Source organism: Gammaproteobacteria bacterium, assembly GCA_013816845.1.
GTDB lineage: Bacteria > Pseudomonadota > Gammaproteobacteria > DSM-16500 > DSM-16500 > Aquicella.
On sequence record JACDDU010000005.1, the window covers coordinates 162,346 to 182,879 of the forward strand.

19 protein-coding genes are annotated in these 20,534 nt (G+C 36.4%); 1 reads left to right on the plus strand and 18 read right to left on the minus strand.

Annotated elements, in window-relative coordinates; all coding sequences use genetic code 11:
* Positions 1–2: 2 nt before the first annotated feature.
* From H0W64_10480 to neuB, 11 genes are all read right to left on the minus strand, one after another.
* Positions 3–1,460 (minus strand): hypothetical protein, encoded by a 1,458-nt coding sequence (locus H0W64_10480; GenBank protein MBA3662146.1) that lies wholly within the window; start codon positions 1,458–1,460, stop codon positions 3–5.
* Positions 1,438–2,661, minus strand: coding sequence for an N-acetyl sugar amidotransferase (locus H0W64_10485; GenBank protein MBA3662147.1), 1,224 nt, complete (start codon positions 2,659–2,661; stop codon positions 1,438–1,440). The genes H0W64_10480 and H0W64_10485 overlap by 23 nt, the downstream gene beginning before the upstream one ends.
* Positions 2,651–3,904, minus strand: a complete 1,254-nt coding sequence (locus H0W64_10490) for an N-acetyl sugar amidotransferase (GenBank protein MBA3662148.1) — start codon at positions 3,902–3,904, stop codon at positions 2,651–2,653. Before H0W64_10490 ends, H0W64_10485 begins: the two co-directional genes overlap by 11 nt.
* A 3-nt stretch (positions 3,905–3,907) precedes the next feature.
* Positions 3,908–4,513 (minus strand): imidazole glycerol phosphate synthase subunit HisH, encoded by a 606-nt coding sequence (gene hisH, locus H0W64_10495; protein MBA3662149.1) that lies wholly within the window; start codon positions 4,511–4,513, stop codon positions 3,908–3,910.
* A gap of 52 nt (positions 4,514–4,565) precedes the next feature.
* Positions 4,566–6,155: a B12-binding domain-containing radical SAM protein gene (locus H0W64_10500; GenBank protein MBA3662150.1), complete on the minus strand. Its 1,590-nt coding sequence runs from the start codon at positions 6,153–6,155 to the stop codon at positions 4,566–4,568.
* A complete protein-coding gene (locus H0W64_10505; protein ID MBA3662151.1) occupies positions 6,148–7,164 on the minus strand; it encodes a motility associated factor glycosyltransferase family protein in 1,017 nt (338 codons plus the stop codon). The genes H0W64_10500 and H0W64_10505 overlap by 8 nt, the downstream gene beginning before the upstream one ends.
* A gap of 2 nt (positions 7,165–7,166) precedes the next feature.
* Positions 7,167–7,373 carry a hypothetical protein gene (locus tag H0W64_10510; GenBank protein MBA3662152.1) on the minus strand — a complete coding sequence of 69 codons (207 nt, stop codon included), beginning with the start codon at positions 7,371–7,373 and terminating at the stop codon, positions 7,167–7,169.
* Between the two features lie 86 nt (positions 7,374–7,459).
* Positions 7,460–8,320 (minus strand): imidazole glycerol phosphate synthase subunit HisF, encoded by an 861-nt coding sequence (gene hisF, locus H0W64_10515; GenBank protein ID MBA3662153.1) that lies wholly within the window; start codon positions 8,318–8,320, stop codon positions 7,460–7,462.
* A 4-nt stretch (positions 8,321–8,324) separates the two neighbouring features.
* Complete coding sequence (locus tag H0W64_10520; protein MBA3662154.1) at positions 8,325–9,011, minus strand: acylneuraminate cytidylyltransferase family protein; 687 nt, start codon at positions 9,009–9,011, stop codon at positions 8,325–8,327.
* 1 nt (position 9,012) lies between these two features.
* The gene (gene neuC / locus H0W64_10525; GenBank protein ID MBA3662155.1) at positions 9,013–10,179 is read right to left on the minus strand and encodes a UDP-N-acetylglucosamine 2-epimerase (hydrolyzing); all 1,167 of its coding nucleotides are present in this window, start codon (positions 10,177–10,179) and stop codon (positions 9,013–9,015) included.
* The gene (neuB, locus tag H0W64_10530) at positions 10,176–11,183 is read right to left on the minus strand and encodes an N-acetylneuraminate synthase (protein ID MBA3662156.1); all 1,008 of its coding nucleotides are present in this window, start codon (positions 11,181–11,183) and stop codon (positions 10,176–10,178) included. The genes neuC and neuB overlap by 4 nt, the downstream gene beginning before the upstream one ends.
* Before the next feature lie 158 nt (positions 11,184–11,341).
* Here neuB and H0W64_10535 point away from each other — a divergent pair, with 158 nt between their 5' ends.
* A complete protein-coding gene (locus tag H0W64_10535) occupies positions 11,342–12,415 on the plus strand; it encodes a CBS domain-containing protein (protein ID MBA3662157.1) in 1,074 nt (357 codons plus the stop codon).
* A 1-nt stretch (position 12,416) separates the two neighbouring features.
* On the opposite strand, the gene H0W64_10540 is transcribed toward H0W64_10535, so the two are convergent.
* The 7 genes from H0W64_10540 to H0W64_10570 form a co-directional block, all read right to left on the minus strand.
* Positions 12,417–13,742: a glycosyltransferase gene (locus H0W64_10540; protein ID MBA3662158.1), complete on the minus strand. Its 1,326-nt coding sequence runs from the start codon at positions 13,740–13,742 to the stop codon at positions 12,417–12,419.
* A gap of 57 nt (positions 13,743–13,799) precedes the next feature.
* On the minus strand, positions 13,800–14,576 hold the full coding sequence (locus H0W64_10545) for a YdcF family protein (protein MBA3662159.1): 777 nt from the start codon (positions 14,574–14,576) through the stop codon (positions 13,800–13,802).
* Between the two features lie 106 nt (positions 14,577–14,682).
* Positions 14,683–15,666, minus strand: a complete 984-nt coding sequence (locus tag H0W64_10550) for a methyltransferase domain-containing protein (GenBank protein ID MBA3662160.1) — start codon at positions 15,664–15,666, stop codon at positions 14,683–14,685.
* An 18-nt stretch (positions 15,667–15,684) separates the two neighbouring features.
* A complete protein-coding gene (gene asnB, locus H0W64_10555; GenBank protein MBA3662161.1) occupies positions 15,685–17,562 on the minus strand; it encodes an asparagine synthase (glutamine-hydrolyzing) in 1,878 nt (625 codons plus the stop codon).
* Positions 17,562–19,028: an oligosaccharide flippase family protein gene (locus tag H0W64_10560; protein ID MBA3662162.1), complete on the minus strand. Its 1,467-nt coding sequence runs from the start codon at positions 19,026–19,028 to the stop codon at positions 17,562–17,564. Before H0W64_10560 ends, asnB begins: the two co-directional genes overlap by 1 nt.
* Positions 19,025–20,272: a hypothetical protein gene (locus H0W64_10565; GenBank protein ID MBA3662163.1), complete on the minus strand. Its 1,248-nt coding sequence runs from the start codon at positions 20,270–20,272 to the stop codon at positions 19,025–19,027. The genes H0W64_10560 and H0W64_10565 overlap by 4 nt, the downstream gene beginning before the upstream one ends.
* Positions 20,253–20,525, minus strand: a complete 273-nt coding sequence (locus H0W64_10570; GenBank protein MBA3662164.1) for a hypothetical protein — start codon at positions 20,523–20,525, stop codon at positions 20,253–20,255. The genes H0W64_10565 and H0W64_10570 overlap by 20 nt, the downstream gene beginning before the upstream one ends.
* Positions 20,526–20,534 lie beyond the last annotated feature (9 nt).

Genomic DNA, 20,534 nt, shown 5'->3' on the forward strand with positions numbered 1-20,534 from the left:
AGTTATAATATTTGTTTTACTAACTTACCAAATTTTTTCTGCCAATCCAATGCGTAAAAATCTGCAAAAGGGAAATCGAATACTTTATCTTCACTTAAAATAGCATCGATCGCATTCAGTAATTTCTGATCATCATCATAAAAATTAATAAAATCAGTATGATATGTGTGGTCTAACGCTGCAAAATGATTGAGATAACATAATACAGGCTTGTTTAATGCTAACGCCTCCCATACCACGGTGGATATAAAACTTCCGACTATACAAATAACAATCTTGGCACGCTGAATTGAACGATACACATCCCGGTCAGTATCCAAAGTCACATTGTTGAAAGCTAATAATTCTCGATATCGTTCATGTGCGACACTTAGTTCGCGAGGATGAGGACGCAATAAAATTTGGTAAGGACTTGCCAATAAAGTTTTTACTTTGGCATAGGTGAAATCAGGACGCTCACTGTCTGTAATAACTAATAAGTCATAACAAGGCGATAAATTACTATATTTTTCTTTTGCTTGAGCATGATAAGGATTGCCAATAATAATTTTATGGGAAGCAATATTCATATTCTGTAACCACCTTTTACCGTAAATCAAAAAATAATCCGGCATAAAATGATTGTAATGAGGATTAACCTTCAATTTAAGACCATAATTGAATTGAATATCTTGAATATCGATTAATCCATGTTGATCTTCAATCACTAAAATATGATGGTGTTTAAAAACAAGTGAAGCAATACCTGCACTTGCACCACAACAAATATCTTGCATCATGACAGCGCGCGGTTTGCACTTTTTAACCACATCCTCCCACATATCGATATAAAATTTTATATTTTTAATGTTAAATAACAGATGAGATTTTATTTCTTTAACGAACGTATCATTATTAGGAATATGCTTTTTGATGATGGTATTGATAATGAGATTAAATTCATTAATCTTGTCATCTTTTATCCTCACGAAAGGCGATAAGAAGATACTTTTTAATTTCCGCTTTAAATAAGACCAAGTTATGGCATAAGTAGGAACATTAAATTTTCTTTTTTTAAACCCTCTCCAAGCCACATTAGGTTGTTCTAAAATTAAAACTTTTTTGCCTTGCTTAATAAGGTATTGAGCAAATAAATCGTGATAAATATTTTCTACATATTCCCCATCATCAATATTACCAATTGATGGGCTGATGAATAAAAAATCAGCTTTTTTGGCTTTTAACCGATATTGATAAGCATTCAAAAGAAAACTAACTTTATACCTCCATGAGGAAGTTTTTTTAACAGAGGGTGGTGACAAATCATACCCAGCTAGCGCTGCGACTTTTAGATTGAGCGTATAACGAATGAGCATCCAGTATGAAATAAACAAACCGCGCTGCAGGGAACCATACTTCTCGATATGTTCGTAATTATCGATTTCCCAAATAAGCCGATTAACCTGGTCGATATTTTTCATTTACAGCTGCAGCAATCATCATCTCGTCAAAATCATCTGCACCAGTTTGGGCAATCGTATGGCGTAATTTCCATTCATTATTGACCTTTTTCCATAAGTGAGGAGAACGCCAGCTTTCTATCACTTCCCAGAAATACGTTTCTGAAATATTGCAATATTGTAAAAAAGTTTTAAAATATTTAGCGGGAAATTCGCCATCAAACTTATCTACCAACTGCACACCTTCTTCTCTCGTTAAGTGAGCATCTCTAATTTCGTGGGCAGCATCAGATGTCGCTCTGCCTAGACCAAATTTGATAAAGCTTAAATAATAATGAAATCCATCTATTTTATCGTCTAAGGAAGCATATTTAGAGTACGTTCCTTCACTTCTCTCAATATTAGGTTTGAAGCCTGTATGTTCGGTACAATAATAATAATTTTCTTGTGGCACCCATTTTTTATAATATCCATAAAAATGAATTTCACATTGAAGTTTATCTAATTCTTCTACACTGGGTGCAAGGTAAGTTTTGATTTCATTTTCTAAAATATTCAATTTAAGTAAATCAAGCGGTGATATACCTGAAAAATAATGCTTAAGATGATCAACTTTATAATCTCTAGTCGGTCGAAAAGCATTTTTCATATCTCCGCCATATTCAACTTCGCCATTCTCACCATACATGATAAGGGGAATACCAAATTTTACTGCAATTTGAAGTGGATAATTGGTTTGGCCATAAATAAAAGGCTGGAAAGGATCCCCCAACAATTCAAAAAATAATTTCGTTAATTTTCGATGCACAATACCATTGGGGGTTGCTAAGATGTTATCTACCCCACCGACATGCATCATATTTTGAAAGTTTTGAAAACCAATATCAGTGTATAAGTGAGGTGCCCAAGTTACTGTTAAGACATTCATCCCATACTTATGTTTCAATTCATGCGCGATGTAAGCGCTATCTTTACCACCGCTGGAAGGCACAAGCACTTCATAACCGCCATCAGTACGTTTGAATCGTTTCAACATACTGATCAATTCAACTTCCCGCTCGCTCCAGTCAATTTGAGACTTATACGCCGCATAATTACAAGCTGAACAAACACCGTGTTTATCAAATGTAATTCTTGGACGTTGATTGGAGATGACGCATTTTTTACAAAAAATAACTGTGGTCGGTAAGTTATATTTAAGTTGAGTATTCTTATGTTCCATGTGCATACCTTGTAGTATTGCTGACGTCATCAACACCTGTCCCACCAACATTATGTCTAAGTCGCCATTCGTTTGCTACTTTCACCCATAAATGTGGGGATCTCGCTTGATCGCATAATTCAATAAATCGTTCCGGTTGCAAGTCAATGTAATCCATAATTTCTTTAAAATATTTGTCCGGAAATTCACCATCAAATTTCTCAACTAATTTTACACCTTCATCTCGTAAAATATGATTGTTGCGGATCTCTTGTGAGGCATCGAATGTCGCTCGCCCAATGCCGAATTTGATAAAAGTCGTATAGTAATGTAAATCATCTATCTTATCATCGATGCTATCGTACTTACTGTATGTCCCTTGTGTTCGAAACGGTCTTGCCTTAAAACCCGTATTTTCGACCGCATAGTAATAAGCTTCTTGCGGTACCCATGGTAAATAATAGCCTAAGTAATGTACTGCAATTGGCCTTTGCTTCAACATTTCGACGGTTGCCGGTAAAAAAATCATAAGATCTTTCAATGTTAAATGATGAACTTCTTGTAACTCTTTTAGCGAAAGACCAGCTAAATAAAGATTATCAAGATTTTGAGTCATGTAGTAAGATTGATCTCGCAAAGACGAAGCATTTTCAGCAATTGGATTACCATATTCAGCTTCACTCTCACCATAAAAAATTAAATCAATATTCATTTGCGCTGCAATTTTTGGCGCTAAATTCTTTTGTCCTAAGATAAATGTTTGAAAAGGATGCAAGATATTTTCAATAGATAATTTGGTTAACAGTTTCATGACTCGACCATTGGGTTTGAAGGTGAGGTTGTCAAATCCGCCAACTTCAATCCAATTTTTCCAATTTTGATATCCATAATCTGTATAAAGAATAGGGGGCCAAGTAATGGTGAGCGGATTCATTCCGTATTGATGTTTCAAAATATGGGCTTGATAGCCACTGTCTTTGCCACCACTGCCGGGAATAAGACAATCATACTGACCATCGTTACGGCGATATTGATCAAGCAACTTTACTAATTCCGTTTCACGTTGCTGCCAATCAATTTTAGTTTTTATTTCTGCTTGGTGACAAGCATCACAGACCCCGTGGACATCAATATTCAATGTATTTTTTTTGCTATTTTTTTGATGTTGAAACTCAATCGACGAAGTTGGACGTTGATTGGAGGTAACACATCTTTGGCAAAAAATGACTTTTGCGGGTAATCCATATTTTGTTTCTAAAGGCATAAATTATCTTATTTGTTGTATCCAGTTATTTAAAATGACCAATCCTACTTCGCCACTCTTCTCAGGATGGTATTGCGTTGCAAATATATTATCTTTAATTAGCGATGAACAATAGTTTAAATCTCCAAATTGTGAGGTTGATAAAATGTATTTTTCCTCACGAGGTTTAACATAATAAGAATGGACGAAATAAAGAAACTCATTATTTTTTAATTTCTCAAGCGGTGTGTGCTGCCAATTTCTGTTTTGCGAAATAGAATTCCAACCTACATTTGGAATTCTCATATTATTCCCCGCAATCTCAGCGGGAAATTTAATCACATCGCCTTCAATAAGGTTTAAACCGGGGTGAACGCCAAATTCATAACTTTTCGTGAAAAGTAGTTGCAAGCCTAAACAAATACCCAGAAAAGGTTTGCCTGAATGAATGAATGCCTTAATGGGTTCAAGCAAATTTAAAGTTGCTAAATTTGTCATGGCTTGGCCAAAAGCCCCGACGCCCGGAATCACGAGTGCATCTGCTTTAATAATATCCTCAGGCAAGGAGCTTAAATTAACTTGAAATCCCAGATGATCAAAAATATTTTTAATGCTAAAAATATTACTCATCTGATAATCAACAACAGTTATACGAATTTTATGCAACTTTCCTCGCTTAAATTCAACCTACAACTTTAGCTAAGGGGGCTTGAATTTTCTTTTTTACCATATTGAAAGATGTTTTGGGCGTGGCTAAAGGTTTCATAAACTGGTCAGCTTCATTCCAATGTATTTGTGTTAATTCAAGCAACCGCAAGTCACGGAGTTCCACAATCTTTTGCAAACCTAACAACTCCATCGCGGAAAATCGATGTGAGATCGTTGCTGTAATTTTGGTTGCATCACCAAGATCTGCGATATATGCCTCTAAATTACCTTTATATTGTTCAATAATGCTGTCTTTATAATCGTAATACCATTCACTACCTGGATAGGCCGTTGCAAAATGAGGCTTAGCATGAATACCAAGTTCCAACAAAGCGGTGATGGTATTGCGAATGCTTTCAAATGTTTCTTCGGGAAAACCTATAATAATATTTGGAATTGGATTGATTCCTGCAGACTGACAAATGGCAACACTATTTATATTTTTTTCTCGTGTAGAGCCTTTTCCAAGTGTTTTGAGAATGTCTCGATCGAAACTTTCTAATCCATAAACTAACTGTGAACATCCTGCTTTAAACATGTGTTCCAGGGATTCTTTTCGATGTAAGGTTGCATGACTCGTGCCACCCCAATGCACACCCTTGCAACTATCATCATGCGGAATACCTTTACTTCGACATGTGGGCTGTAGACCCGCTGCAATCCATGCTTCACATAGATCGAAAATCCATGTTCTCTTACTATAAGCATCCATTGTCATCATATTTTCATCAATAAAACTAATGAAGTCGATATCATATGTATCTCTAAGATATTGCACCATGTTAACGATGTAATCAGGCGAGTGATAACGAATGTTTCTACCGTAGGTAAACCTAACATCATTAATGCCATCTTCATTTTCTTCAATGACCATATCGCCCGTTGTACCTAAATGCCAACAGTAACGACAAATGAGATTGCACCCCAAGCTACCATTAACATCTAAACGACGTTTGGAGGTAAATGATTCTTCGCTAAAGAGTAATTTAGAATTAGCAAAGTAAATATCAAGTGGAAATAATTCCCATGCAGGCCAGGGAAGCGCGTCTAAGTTAGGAATATTGGGGCGGACACCATTCAAAACGGGCGTGCCATTTGATTTGCGATAAATAATGCCCAATGTTTTTTGAAAATCCAAAGGTATTTTAATTAATTTATGCTCGTCAAACATACGCAATACCACTGGAAAGGTTACAAAAGCCTCACCCACTACACCCAAATCTATCTCAGGCATCCAATCCATTATTTCCCGAGGCATGCTCGTTAAAAAACCACCGCCAGCGAGAATAAAAGTTTGCGGATTAATACGGCGTACAATTTTGCATGCCTTTTTGATATAACCAAATGCAGTAGTCAACCCGCCAATCGCAATGATATCCCAATCGTCTGCTGCACATACTTGTTCTAAGACTTCATCTCCTTTACGCCACGCATTCGCATCGTAAACTTGAACTTGATGCCCATCGTTAATTGCAATCGCTGCCAACAAAGCAATTCCATAAGGAATATGTTTAGGATTATCTTCTTCGCGTATAACAGGATTAATAAAAAGAATTTTAACCATTTAAGAAATCTTTCAAAAAAATGCAAGGCAGCCTGTCGTCAAATAATATTCCCCCTTCCGTGCAATTAACGGTGCGGCTTTTCGATTGTTGCAGCAATTCTAAAAAATTTCTTCTGTACCAATAATAAGTCACATCGGTATAAAATTTTTCTTGGGTGAGTGGGAATTGATAGTTAACAAAATATTTGTCCAATTGATCTGGCGATTCATTATATTGAACGATTTGGGGATAAGTTTGGGTCATCGTGTAAGGTGTATCGGCATAATATCCCAAATCCATTCCAACCATCGCAATGTGAGGAATAGTTAAAACATCCGTTGCAAATACCCACGCTGATGTGCCTACGTTGCCTCCGGTATTTAAAGCTGAAAGTTGATTGATTTCAAATAAGCGTTTGGTTAAGCTATTTTCAGAATAAGGATCATCGACTAACGGATTCCACCAAAAAAGATCCATCTTAGCTTGTAATAATCGATCTAAAACATTAGAAGGAATTGAGGAAGAAACAATGCCTCTAGTGAGATGCCCATAACGATTAACCAATTCAATGTTTTGTTGATTTTTGGTTTCAGCATTTTTTCGAAATTCTACATCCAAATCTTGACGTTTAAAATAATCATCATTTTTGGTATTTTCAGCAAGGTTGGGATCGCCAAACCAGCGCACCATGCGCGTAGCATGAGAATCAAGTGATACGACAAAGTCAGGAATTAAACCCGCGCGTAAACAAGCAACATAGGCGGCATCCACCGCAATAATACATCCCTCATAGGACGAATCAAGAATGCATTGGATCGATTTTCGACGATGTATACTGGGGCCTGCACTGATAATGATCGCGCTTTCTTGTTTTTGGGGTGGGAGCAAAGCGCGTAAATGATCTAACTTTTTATCACAATAGGGTAAGTTATTTTTGGCGTTGGCGAGTAAAGTTGCTTCGAGTTTGTTTAAATTAGCTAAACTCAATTGACTCAAGATTTCTTCGAATTCTACAGAAAGTGAAGACATCTTTATTCACCTTTTTTATCTGAATTCCCATCCCAAGATAAATTTGTACGCTCAACGTACACCATGCTGCCGCCCAAGGCTTGGAGAACCGTTTCTTTTAAATCTTTAGCAATTTGTTGACTGTTTGTAAGATTGTCTTGCGGATTTTCTTCAAGGATAACTTTTTTTTTGGTCTCAAAATTTCCTTTAAGAACATTTTTTTCTTCCATAATATTTTTCCTTTTGGCGTGACTCAGCCATTTTAAATATTGGCTAGTTATATCAAAATACCCATTCCAAGGCAAGGTTCACTCTTTTATACACGACAGAAAACGCCGGCATCGATAAGTTTTGTTTTTATCGTGGCGGGATCACACGGATTAATCTTCGAATTGCTTGCACTCCCTCTTAAGAATGTATAATTACCTTCTTTACTCTCTTCAGGGGACGCAAGTTTCGTTCGAGCTTCCGTGAGATAATGATAATGGAGGATTGAAGCAATTGCTGCAGCTGATACGGTTGATTGAGTGAAAAGATCGATTAAATCATTTGCTTTACCGGCTCCTCCATGCGCTATGATGGGCACTTCGGTAACATCAGTTATGCTTTTTAGTAAGTTAATATCAAACCCCAAACCAGTTCCCTCATGATCCACTGAAGTAATGATAAGCTCACCTACTCCTAGCATACTTAACGTTCTAGCCCAGCTAATAACTTCAACACCTGTAAATTCTCTGCCATTGTCAATATAGGCTAAATGATGACCTTCAGGTTGACGGATTGCCTCAATGGCAACAACGATGGTTGAAGAACCAAATTTTTTAACGGCTTGTTTAATTAAATCAGGATTTTTTATGGCTGCAGTGTTAATACAAACTTTATCGGCACCTGACCTAAGAGCCGTATGAATATCCTCAAGACTTCGAATCCCGCCCCCCACGGTTAACGGAATAAAAATTTTTTTCGCAAGATCAGCTATCATATGACTTAAGCTGTTGCGTTCATATAAACTGGCTACCACATCCATGTAAAATAATTCATCGATGCCTTGCTTGTAATAATATTCTGCAAATTCTTCAGGCCTTCCTAGGACTCTTAAGCCTTCTAAGTGAATGCCTTTAACAAGATTAGGTCCTTTAATGTCTAAGCGGGCAATAAGACGAATCGGGTGCGGCATGAGGTTATCTATTCATCAAAAGGGTTTCACATAAATAAAAATCTAATGCTTCATCGACATCAATGGAACGATTGCGTGGCATGACGTAAGCATAGGATTGTGCGGTATAAAAAGAACGTGCCTTTCTTAAAACACTAGTTTTAATCATGTAGATGGCACCATTAATCCGATAGTAAGCTGGTAACTCTTGACGCCTCTTTTGCATTATTTTGGGATCTAAGAAATGCTCTAAATTCTGATCTTCTGGCAAAACATTAGTCCATAAGGGTGAATGATCGGTGGAACAAACACTAACAATACTTTCAGCCTCGCGTTCAACTAATAATTGCATGGCCAAACGAATATCTTCTGCCGTTCTTAGCGGTGAAGTGGGTTGCAATAACGTGACCATATCATAAAACTGATTTTTACTTTCGAAGAAATCAAGGGTGTGCAAAATGACATCCAAAATTTTAGCCGTATCGGTTGCCAATTCTTTCGGTCTGACAAAGGGAACATCCGCTTTAAAAGCACTTGCTATCTTCGCTATTTCGTCACATTCTGTTGACACGATTACTTTATCAAAACACTTTGATTGCTGAGCTGCTTCGATGCTATAAGCAATCATTGGTTTATCAAGCAATACCCTCATATTTTTTTTAGGGAATCCCTTGGAACCACCGCGCGCAGGAATAATTGCTAAATGGCGCATTTTAGAATTGAACGTCATAAAATTTCTTTTTTAAAGCTCTTTGAGCAAAAGGGTAATGATGGATGTGATTATAAATTGTTTTGCTTGTATCCTGCCCTTCGTAAGGATTCACGACATCTTTAAGTCGAGCCTGAAAGTCGTGAGAAAATAATTTTTCAAAAGCAGCCTCAATATCCGCTGCCTCTGGAGGACAATTTATAATGCTTGTTGCCTGACTCCGGCCCGCTTGCCGGTCACCAATGTTGATCGTCCCTTTTTTTAAGCTGGGTGTTTCAATAATACCACTTGAAGAATTTCCCACAACAGCATCAACATAATTCATTGCACTTAAATATTTTTCATGACCCATTGAGATATATGATTGGGCCCGAGTAGAGTTTTTATGAACAAATTTATCAATCATTGAATTAATTATTTTGCCATCTGGATCAGCATTTGCCTTAGTAAAAATAATTCCCAGCTGTTTATATTGATCTAAAACCGACAAGAGATTATTGAAATGCTTCTCAGAACTACTTTTTTCTAAAGTAACGGGATGGAAAGTAACTAAAATATTTTTTTCAAGAAAATTAAAATCAAGCTGACGTTCTAATTCTGCTCTAGGAATTAATACTAATTTCTTTATATTTTCTACTCCTATCGCCCCCACATTAAAGACACGGTCAGGATCTTCTCCTAGCTGAATAACGCGTCGGCGGTGTAAGGCTGTGGAAGTAAAATGAAGATGGCTCATCTTGGTAATGGAATGACGAATGCCTTCATCAAAAGCACCTTCTGTCGTTTCGCCACCATGCAAATGAATAATCGGAATTTTCATCATAAAAGCAGGGATTACCACACTTAATGTTTCGAAACGATCGCCTACGACTAAAAGTAAATCGGGTTCTAAACGGCGAAGCGAATCAGCAAAAGACATGACGCCTATGCCAATGGATTTAGAAATGGCGCAAGCTGTATCGGAATTAAGTAGCATTTCAATCTTGTCTGCAATGGGTAATTGATCGTTTTCTATTTCGGTGGCAGTTAAACCAAATTCATGAGACAAATGCATGCATGTTGCAATGAGTTGAACGTCATAATGATTTTCATTATTAAATAATTCAATCAACGGTTTTAATAAGCTATATTCCGCACGGGTGCCAGTCACTATACAAATTTTACGTTTCATATTAAGTCATCTTGAGAATAATTTTGTTGCGCAACTTGACCCATGACTGCATCCCACATCATTGGGGAGGTTCCCTTCCCAGCTCGCTTAATTGCCAAATTATCTTCTGTGAATATCTCACCCATCATGATTTTTCGTTTGGCAACAATACTTTTGCGGGCTATATCTCGATTCCTTATTTCTGTTTGACTTGGTACTTTAATACCATCCCCTAAAGCCAATTCGATGTTGCGTATGCATGAAACCATTTCTTTAAGTTCAGAGGGGATTAAAGAAGCTTGATGATCCGGGCCTAACATTGTTTTATCGAGCGTAAAATGTTTTTCTATGATCATTGCACCCAAGGCAACAGCTGCAATCGCGGCTTCAATGCCTAAAGTATGATCGGAGTATCCTACAGCTATATTACATGTCTCTCGAATGGTTACCATGGCTTTGAGATTTATTTCGTTAATTGGAGCCGGATATTCAGTTGTACAATGAAGAATGGTAATATTGTTACGCTGTGTACCGCTCGTCAGCAAAATGTTAAGCGCTTGTTCTACTTCAGTTAATGAGCTCATTCCTGTTGATAAAATCACGCGCTGATTTAACTTTCCAATTTTTCGTAAGTAAGGAAGATTATCAATTTCGCCCGAAGGAATTTTAAACGTGGTAAGCCCCCATTGAATTAACCGGTCAATACTGTTGAGATCAAAGGCCGAGCATAAAAATTGAATGCCTTTTAATTTCGTATATTGAATTAATTCAGAAAATTGTTCGTTGTTGAATTCCAATTTTTTTAACATTGCAAATTGAGTTTCAGTTTTATCTTTTGCATTCCTTATTTGATAATCGGCTTTAGGAACTTGGGCAACCACCAATTCTTCCGTGCGATATAGTTGGAATTTAACCGCATCAACGCCCGCATCAGCTGCAACGTCGATCAGCTGTTTCGCAACCGCAAGTTCGCCATTGTGATTAACACCCGCCTCAGCAATAATAAAAACTTTATCCCTGCCCATCGTAAAATGCCTTTTTTAACCTAATTAACATTGATCTTAAATTCGTAAAATAAGGGCAAAACGTTTAGCCGGCAAGAATTATAGCATTGGATTTTTTTATTGGATATATTAGCGTCTTAGGGATAAGAGCTAACTTTAAACCTTAAAATGGAGTGTTTATGGACAAGGCGGTGTGCCATTGGAAAGATGTACTCATTCGCATTGATACGCCGATCATCACTGCCATTCAATTGCTAGATGCAAAGTCTCTACGTGTCTTATTAGTCGTTGATGAAAATCAAAGGTTACTTGGTATCATTACGGATGGTGATATCAGAAGGTATTTATTGAAACATGCACCGCTTGAAGCGACCGTTGATAAGATTATGAATAAAAATCCTGTCTTTGCTAACATCTCAGAAAGCCAAGAACAAATTCTTATGCGCATGCACGCTCTCAATATTTTGCATATCCCAATCGTTGATGGTCGCAACCAAGTCATCGGCTTAGAAACTTATGAAAGTTTTTTTGAAAAACGCACCCGAGATAATTGGATCATTTTAATGGCGGGTGGTGTGGGGAAAAGGTTACGTCCCCTAACGCTGGACTGCCCTAAGCCATTAATCAAAATTGGTAATAAACCGATTGCAGAGATACTTTTAGAAAACTTGATTAAAAGCGGCTTTAAAAATTATATTTTTTCCCTGAATTATAAATCTGAAATGATTCGTGACTATTTTGGTACAGGAGAACGCTGGGGTATTAATATTTCATATATTCAAGAAGTTGAGGAACTTGGCACGGCTGGTAGTTTAAGTTTATTACCTTTCCTTGAACATAAACCTTTTTTCGTCATTAATGCAGATATTTTAACAAACATTAACTTTGGTCATGTTCTTGATTTTCACCAGGAAAAAAAAGATAAAACCATAGCCACCATTTGTGTGCGTCAGCACCAAAGTAAAATACCTTTCGGACTGGTTCATATTGATGAAATGGATTCAAGGTTGATTGATATCGAAGAAAAACCAATAAAAAATTATTTTGTTAATGGGGGCATTTATATTTTAGAACCTGAAATACTCCGCCACCTTAATTTTAATACTTATTGTGATATGCCACATTTACTCAATCACTTAGTAAAAAAAGGGTTTCATGTGGCAACATTTCCTATCCATGAATATTGGCTTGATATTGGGCATCACGACAATTTACTGAAAGCCGCTAGTGATTATCTTGAAGTATTTAGTTAATCTAATTGAGTTGGTTTCTTGTTAAAACAACTTGATTAAGAGCGTGCGTAAATTTTTTTGCCATTTCATAATGATTATACTTATCCATCTCAGATGGTATGCCTTGATAGGCAACCGCTCCGCTTGTTAAAAAACTGCAATAATATTCATAAAGAATATGCTTAATATCATCAAGGGTTATGCCATCATGCCCGGCTTTGGTTTGTGCCAATATATTGCGAAATTGCTCGTTAGGTGTTCCTCCTGTTGCAATAATTGGACGTCGCGCAGCGAAATACTCAAACATTTTCAAGGGCAACACCCCTGTTTCATACTCTTCTTCCCAACCACATAAAAGAAGAACTTGCGATTCTCGCTGCCTGGCTATAACATCATCGCGTAGCACAGGCCCGTGCTGCACAACAATTTCTTCGAGGCCAAATAATTTAGTTAACTGAGCAATCCATTTCTGCACCACACCATAAAACCGAACCTTGACTTTACGATAATCGAGCTTACCTTCTTCAAACAAATCATGCAGTGCTTGAAATAATCTTCCTGGATTTTGCTTGCCTCGATAGACAAGTCCCGTATAAGTAATCGTAAATTCCGATGTTAGGGGCGCGCAGGGATCATTAATCAATGCCGAATCGAATCCATTAGGGATGACACACATATATTTATTTTCGTATCGATCCTGTAATTTTTTCGCTAGGGAGTTAGATACCGTTGACAACGCATCAGCATGATGAAGCGTTTTTTTCTCTAACCGCGTTTCAATCAATTTTCGTTTTGGATAAAGATAGTTGTGATTTTGCGTCCAGAGATCTCGCAAGTCAGCCACCCATGGAATGTTTAAAGATCGGGAAAGGTTGCAGGCAATGAGATGACTTGTAACGGGAAAAGAGCTCGATAAAATAGCGTCGAACTTCCCTTCCTGCAAAAGCTTCTTGCCAGCAGCGATGGCAGGTAACCGCCACCCACGCATCTCATCTGGATAAGCAAAAAGCGTCGCGCCCCAGATAAACAACTTAAATAAAACGGATTCCATTAAAGTTTCTTCGCGCGCAGAGAGAAATTTTTGACCTAACTGTGCAAATACACTTTGATTATGCTTAAGTCCCATCATACCTTTACAAATATTAATCATACCTTTGTAAGGCACTTCAAAAATTTCTGCATCATCGGTTGGCACAACCAATCGTTCTCTATTTGTGTTACCCAGCGGCGCGGTCAAAATAGTTGCTTTCCAGCCAAAATCCGCTAGATATTTACATAAGCCAGGAATTCTAGGCGAGGCATAAAATAAGTCCGTGATGATAAGAACATTACGCATTCTTTCATTCATTCAATTGATCCAATACTCATTTGGTAATCATTCCATAGATACTGAGTAAGCCAACAGTTAAAAACGGTAATATAACTGATACCATACGATTCCGATATATTCACGAAGAGCTACGGCACTTGTGTTTAAAGCATCCATGGTGGGTAAAAATTTGGAGATTTTACCCAATGAAGTTTCAAAACCTCTAAACCCTGTTGGTGCGGGTATCACTGTCATTCCTTTGTTACGAAAGGCATACATTGCTCTTGGCATGTGTAGAGCATGCGTGACGAGGTATATTTTATTTATCCCAGATTTTTTTAGCATCTCTGTTGATAATATACCTTCTTGGGCAGTATTATAGCCTCCCGCTTCTTTCCAGCGAGTTGGCACACCGAAATAATCCTGTAAACCTTGAGCCATATAATCAGCTTGATTATATTCTAATCTGGAAGGATCATTTCCAGAAACTAAAATTGGAATTTGTGTTTTCCGATGTAAAAAGGCAGCGTAACGAATCCGCGACAGCGTGCTTTCTGAAACGGTAGGAGCATCATATTCCGGCGTTGCATAATTTAATCCAGCTTCAAGCACGACAATAGCAGATTGATGCGACTTATCGGCCGTCAGTTCTCCTATTGATAAAGGTGCGTATTGAGATTGCAAACCCTGCATTAATGTTTCAGCAATAAGCGGCATGCTAAGTATTCCTAAGCTAAATATTGCAGCAGTTAGAAACACTTTCCCCATAACAGGCCAGATTCGCCATAATATAAAACTAATGAGGCTTAATAATAGAACATTCCCAGGGGGTAATAACCAGATTTCCATAAAATGATCTATATAAAATAACATCCCTCATCTCCATCCAATTAAAGCTTATTCAGTCCCTTACCCACTTATGAGAAGGATATTATCATTAAGAATGTTAGATTATAAACTAACTATTTTTGATTTTTCGTTATTTGATTGTGACTACATTCACTCCGGGATTAGGTAACCGTGTGATATTTTTAATATCACATAATTCTAGACACTGGCAAACTTCTTTTTCCGTCATGGGTGAATCATAAGCCGGACTTAACATATCAAATGTATCTAGGATTGCCCATTCATACCTTTGCTTCATCGATAGATCTGTCATTTCAACATAATTTGCGTAGGGAATGATGAATTTAAAGCATTTACCTAAGAAAGGAATTCTAAATAAAATTTCGGTCATGATGAAAAGTAACGGACTTACAATCTTGATGCTCCATAAAAGCAATTTTTTGTTAATGCGGGTTGTCAGCGGTCTAAGCAAATATTTTCCATATAATAATGTCCATGGTTTCCGTTCATAAATAGTTAAAGCAAGTTCGCCATTTTTTTTTACAACTGATTGCAAAGCAGTAATTGACTTTTTAGGACTAGGAGTATGTTGAATGACACCAATACAATAACATTTATCAAAAGTTTGTTCTCTAAAAGGAAGCTCGTAGATGCTTGCTTGAATTAAGTGGACGTTATCCTTATCTTGGTATAACTCTTGCGCGGCATCAATGGCCGAGCTCATATCTACTCCGACAACTTGACAATCCGATCTTGAAGAAACTTCCAGAAATCGGCCATTACCACACCCTACTTCAAGGACCCAATTATTTTGCATTGTCTCTTTTGTCCAACCTGTTTCTAAATAAAAACGTTGTTGTGATTGTTTAGTTTTAGAAAATCGATCAACTTGCGTATATTTGTATAAATTCCATTGATAACCAAAAGAATCTGCGTAATTGTCCATCGAAATAAAACGCGGCACAGAACGAATGATAGGATAAACCTTAGTACATTTAGGGCATAACAATTCGCCTTCGACAACATGTCCTTTGCTATTGAACTGGCTTGCTTTGTAGTTCAACTTGGCTTGACAAGTAGGACAGCACAATATTTCTAGTAGCTTAAGATCCATAGTTAATCTCCTTCAATCCTAAAATGACTCTGCAAAATTTTTTTCATACCACAGCTGGAACACAATTAACGTCCAAACTCGCTGATCATGCGTCTTACTCAAACTAAATGCGCGGGATAAATTTTTAACATATTTCGGATCAAATATGCCCTGTTTTTTTATATTGGTTTCATCTAAATATCGCTTCATTAGATAATTTAATTCTTTCCTTAACCATTCGTTAAGGGGTAAACCAAAGCCTTGTTTTTTTCGTTCAAACATCGAGGCCGGTAAATATTTATTGAGTATTTTTTTCAAAATTAATTTATTTTTCTTTAAACGAAGGGGTAAGCGAGCAGCAAACTCTAAAATCTTATGATCAAGTAAAGGCTCCCTTCCCTCTAAAGAAAAATGCATAGTAGCGCGGTCAACCTTCACCATTAAATTATCGGGTAAATAATGTTTAAAATCGTAAAACATCATTCGCTCAATGGTCTCAAGATTTTCATAATTTTTGGTAAGCGAATGGTTAGGTAATATTTTGCTAAATAATTTTTTAATGTCATCATAAGTAAATGTTTTTATAACTGCTTGAAATTTAGCTTCAAGCGTTTTTGAACCTAAGCATGTTTTTAATTTGAGATAACGATTATACCAATCATAATTAAGCTGATAACCCACAAGTAAAGGATCAGGTATCAAACTAAGTAAATGAACCAAAAGGTATTTAAAGGGAATGTGATCTAAGTTTTTAAACCGCGCTTCATTGATCGAATAAGAAGGGTATCCACAAAATAATTCATCTCCGCCATCCCCCGATAAAGCAACAGTCACTTTTTGTTTTGCAAATTCAGAAACTAAAGCCGTAGGAATGGCAGAATGATCAGCAAGCGGTTCATCATACATCGTACTCAGTGACAGAATGACCGACTCAGCATCTTGCCAGGTACAACGTTTGTGATGATGATTTGTGCCTAAATACGCAGCAATTGTCTGGGCATGAAGGGCTTCATCATATCCTTGATCTGCAAAACCCATGGTAAAAGTTTCTAAAGGACGTGTCGTGTTATTCTGCAAAATAGCAGTAATAAGCGAACTATCAATACCACCACTTAATAAAATTCCAACAGGCACATCTGCAACCATACGTAAAGAAAAAGCTTCAATACAATGTTGATGCAACGTCTCTGTTGCCTCTTGATCAGTTAAATCCAACTTGGGCAAATGATAATAAGTGGATAAATCCCAGTATTGATGCTCATGAAAAGTATTTTCAAGAAGATCAAATTCTACATAGTGACCCGGTTTTACTTTCACAATATTTTCAAAAATTGAATGAGGTGTGCCCACATAACCATATTGGAAATAGGAATTAATGGCGTTGGCTGACAAAGTTTTTTTAAATAACGGAGAGAATGAAAACGTCTTAACTTCACTAGCGAACATAAAGGAACGTTGATGATAAAAAAAATAAAGGGGTTTAACACCCACGCGGTCGCGAATTAAATAAGCTTTTTGTTGAGCACTGTCATATAAACAAAAAGCAAACATACCACGAAATTTTTCAAGTGACTTAACGCCCCAATAATGAAAAGCTTTTAAAATAACTTCTGTATCACTTGCCGAAAAGAAAATGTAGCCCGCTTTTTCAAGTTCAATTCTTATTTCACTAAAATTGTAAATTTCTCCATTATACACAATGGTCAATGAAGCAAATTGCATTGGTTGATTGGCATGTGATTTTGTATCAAGAATAGATAAGCGTCGATGGCCTAAACCGATGTGAAACTTTCCAAGCTTTTCAAATAAATGACCTTCAGCATCAGGCCCTCGATGCCTCTGGCTATCAGTCATCCTCTGCAACATTTCACGATCATGAGTTTTGACTTGATCAAAAAAACCAACTATGCCGCACATTATTGAATTTCTTCAGCGAATTGATAGGCGAAAACATGCTTACGTTGCAAACTACCTGTTAAACTTTTATTGATACGTAAAAAGAGCACCAGTGACAAAGAGAAAAATAATAAGCCATAGGTACTTTTAATAAAGACCCCTTGCCAGGTTAAAAGTGAATCTTGCTTTCCTAACCAAATCGCGCCTGCATAAAAACTGGAAAAGAGTAAAGCAAGCGATATTAAATGTGAACTACGGAAAGGAAGTTTATAAAATTTTTGTCCATACACCATATATAATAAAGTATTCACTAGAACGCTTAACATCGTAGCAAAAGCGACGCCCGTAATATTGAACTGCATGATTAACAAATAAGCTAAACTCACATTAACAATAAAAGAAATTAAGTTAAACCAAATAATATAATGGGTTTTTTTCTTAATACTCAAGCCTGGTGAAAATATATGAAGCCCAGAAACAATAGTGGTTAACATAATGATAGGGACCACAGATTGATCAGCAAGTTCTCTATAATAAATTGGAGATACCAGTATATGTAAAATATCTTTATTAAATAAAACTAAGCTCATTGCCACAACCATGCAAAGAATAAGTACGAGATAAAATAATCTTAAAATTTGCACCGGCGAATCTTTGTTTTCATGATTTTTATAAATAATAGGAGATAGGGCTGCAGAAAGGCTCGCCATAATAAAACTTATAACTCCGCCTATTGTTGCCCCCGCTCCATAAATACCGACCGCTGTCAGCCCGATCAAATTGCCAATAATCCATCGATCAAAGGCGCGGTTCAAATTATAAGAAAGATTTGAAAGTGCTAAGGGTGCAGAGAAAAATAGCATTTTTTTTAATACACGAAAATTAAAACTAAGAGTATAAAATTGCTTGGTATATAAAAAAACAAATAACAATCCAGTTAGCCGACTTAATATCCAAGCATAAAATACACCAAAAATACCTAAATGAAAATTGAGAACAAAATTGATGGTTAAAACGACTTCCAAAATTGCTGCGCTTGCTATAATTGCATTATATTTAAAGGGCTTAAGCTGCCATCGTAATATATTTGAAGTAAAATAAAATAAGCAATCAATGGTGAGTAAAATGAAGATCGTGATGAGGTGAAAAGAAGATAAATCTAAAAAATGCCAATAATTATTTGCAATGTAAAAGTATATACACACCTGAATATTTATCAGAAGCGTAAACCAAAATCCTGTCGAGATATACTGAGAACTATTTTTTTCATCATCGGCTGAAAATATAGGAGCTGCTTGGCATACTTCTAAGGGCAAAGTATAACGAGTAAAAGGTAAGCAAACAAATATTAAGACGATGACTGCATATTCAGCGGGTGAAAATTGCCGGGTATAAAAGGGCAACATTAAAAATGATAAGCCATTAACAACAACTAAACCACATCCGTATAATAATACGTTCCATATATTATTTTTTATCAAATTCATTGGATATGATCTGGCCCTATGTAACGTTGCAACGGGGGCAATTGAAATCTAGGATCTTTCAATGATATTGTTTTATCTGCCACTAAATACTCCATCAAATTAATATATTTTTTAGCAAGACCCACTCCTACATTTTCATCAAACCAGAGACGTGCACTTTTGCCTTGCTGAATATATTTATCTGGATTAATACTATAGTCCAATAAAACTTTTAAAATATCATCTTCAGTAAATGCATGAATGAGCGGGAGCGTATGATTGATACCTTTTACAGCCGACAATAAGCTATTGCCAATGACAGGCGCTGAGCAGCTAAAACCTTCAAAAGTGACCCCACCAAAACTGACGACTTCATCATGAAAATAATCAAAAACGAGAGAGGCTTTATGTAAGCCTTCATAAATATACTTTCTTTCCATCGTTGGCATCCATCGCACATGCTTTTTAATCCCTAATTTCTCTACTAACGTTTTTGAAGCAGATACATCAGGGCCATATTCGAATAACACCATAATCGGTGTATAAAAAGAATTTTGTTGATTTAAAAACTGAGCAAAAGCACGAATAGCTTTATCATTGCCTTTATAATCTAAGGCGGTTTTCCAACCTTGTCTTGCATGACTAAACAAAACAAAATCATGTTGACTTAAAAAATCCCATCTTTTTGTATGACTAGTTTGCAAGGGATAAACCATGGGAATAGCCAAATCAATCCACTTTTCCTGTAGCTTCTTTAAAGCATCAAACATATGTCTATCAATACTTGCAAGCGCAATAATAGCGCGACTTTTCGAAATAGCTAGCCGTTGATATTTAATATATTTTTCCATTAAATATGAATAGGGAAAATATTTTTTAATGCTGTAATCAAACATAAAAGGCGATTGATATAAATCACCACCGTGCGGAATAAAAATATCAATACGAATGTTAGCTTTTTCAAGAATAGCAAGACCGCCGCAAGCAATAATTAAGTCAAATGATTCAAGTTTTTTTTTAAAAAGACGAAGTTGTTTTTGTAATTTTAAAGAAAAAGGAATTTTATAAAAATCTCTGAAACTAATACTGCCCACTGTGTGAAGTGTAGAATTTGCAGATAGATCATCAAAGGTATCACATTCCGGTTTAAAGTGTGGATCTAATACATCCAATTGAAATAATTCCGCATCAATGCCGTTATCGCGTAAAAATCGCATTAATGCAAAAAAATTATTATTCATATTATTAATAAGTGCGACTTTCAATACGGTCTTCCTTTTGTATACTTTTAATAATATTGATTAAGCCACCTACTGTTTCAAACTGTGGATGCTTAAGATGCTCATCTGAAAAAGCGATAGCAAAATGATCTTCCATTTCGGCAATCATTTGAATAAATTCTAATGAACCAAAAAATTGATTATCAACGTAGTTAAATTCTAAAATACCTTTGCGGTCTATCAAATTGTATTTATCTTTTTCTAAAAAATATTGCACAATTATCGTTTCAATATTCATAAAATGGCT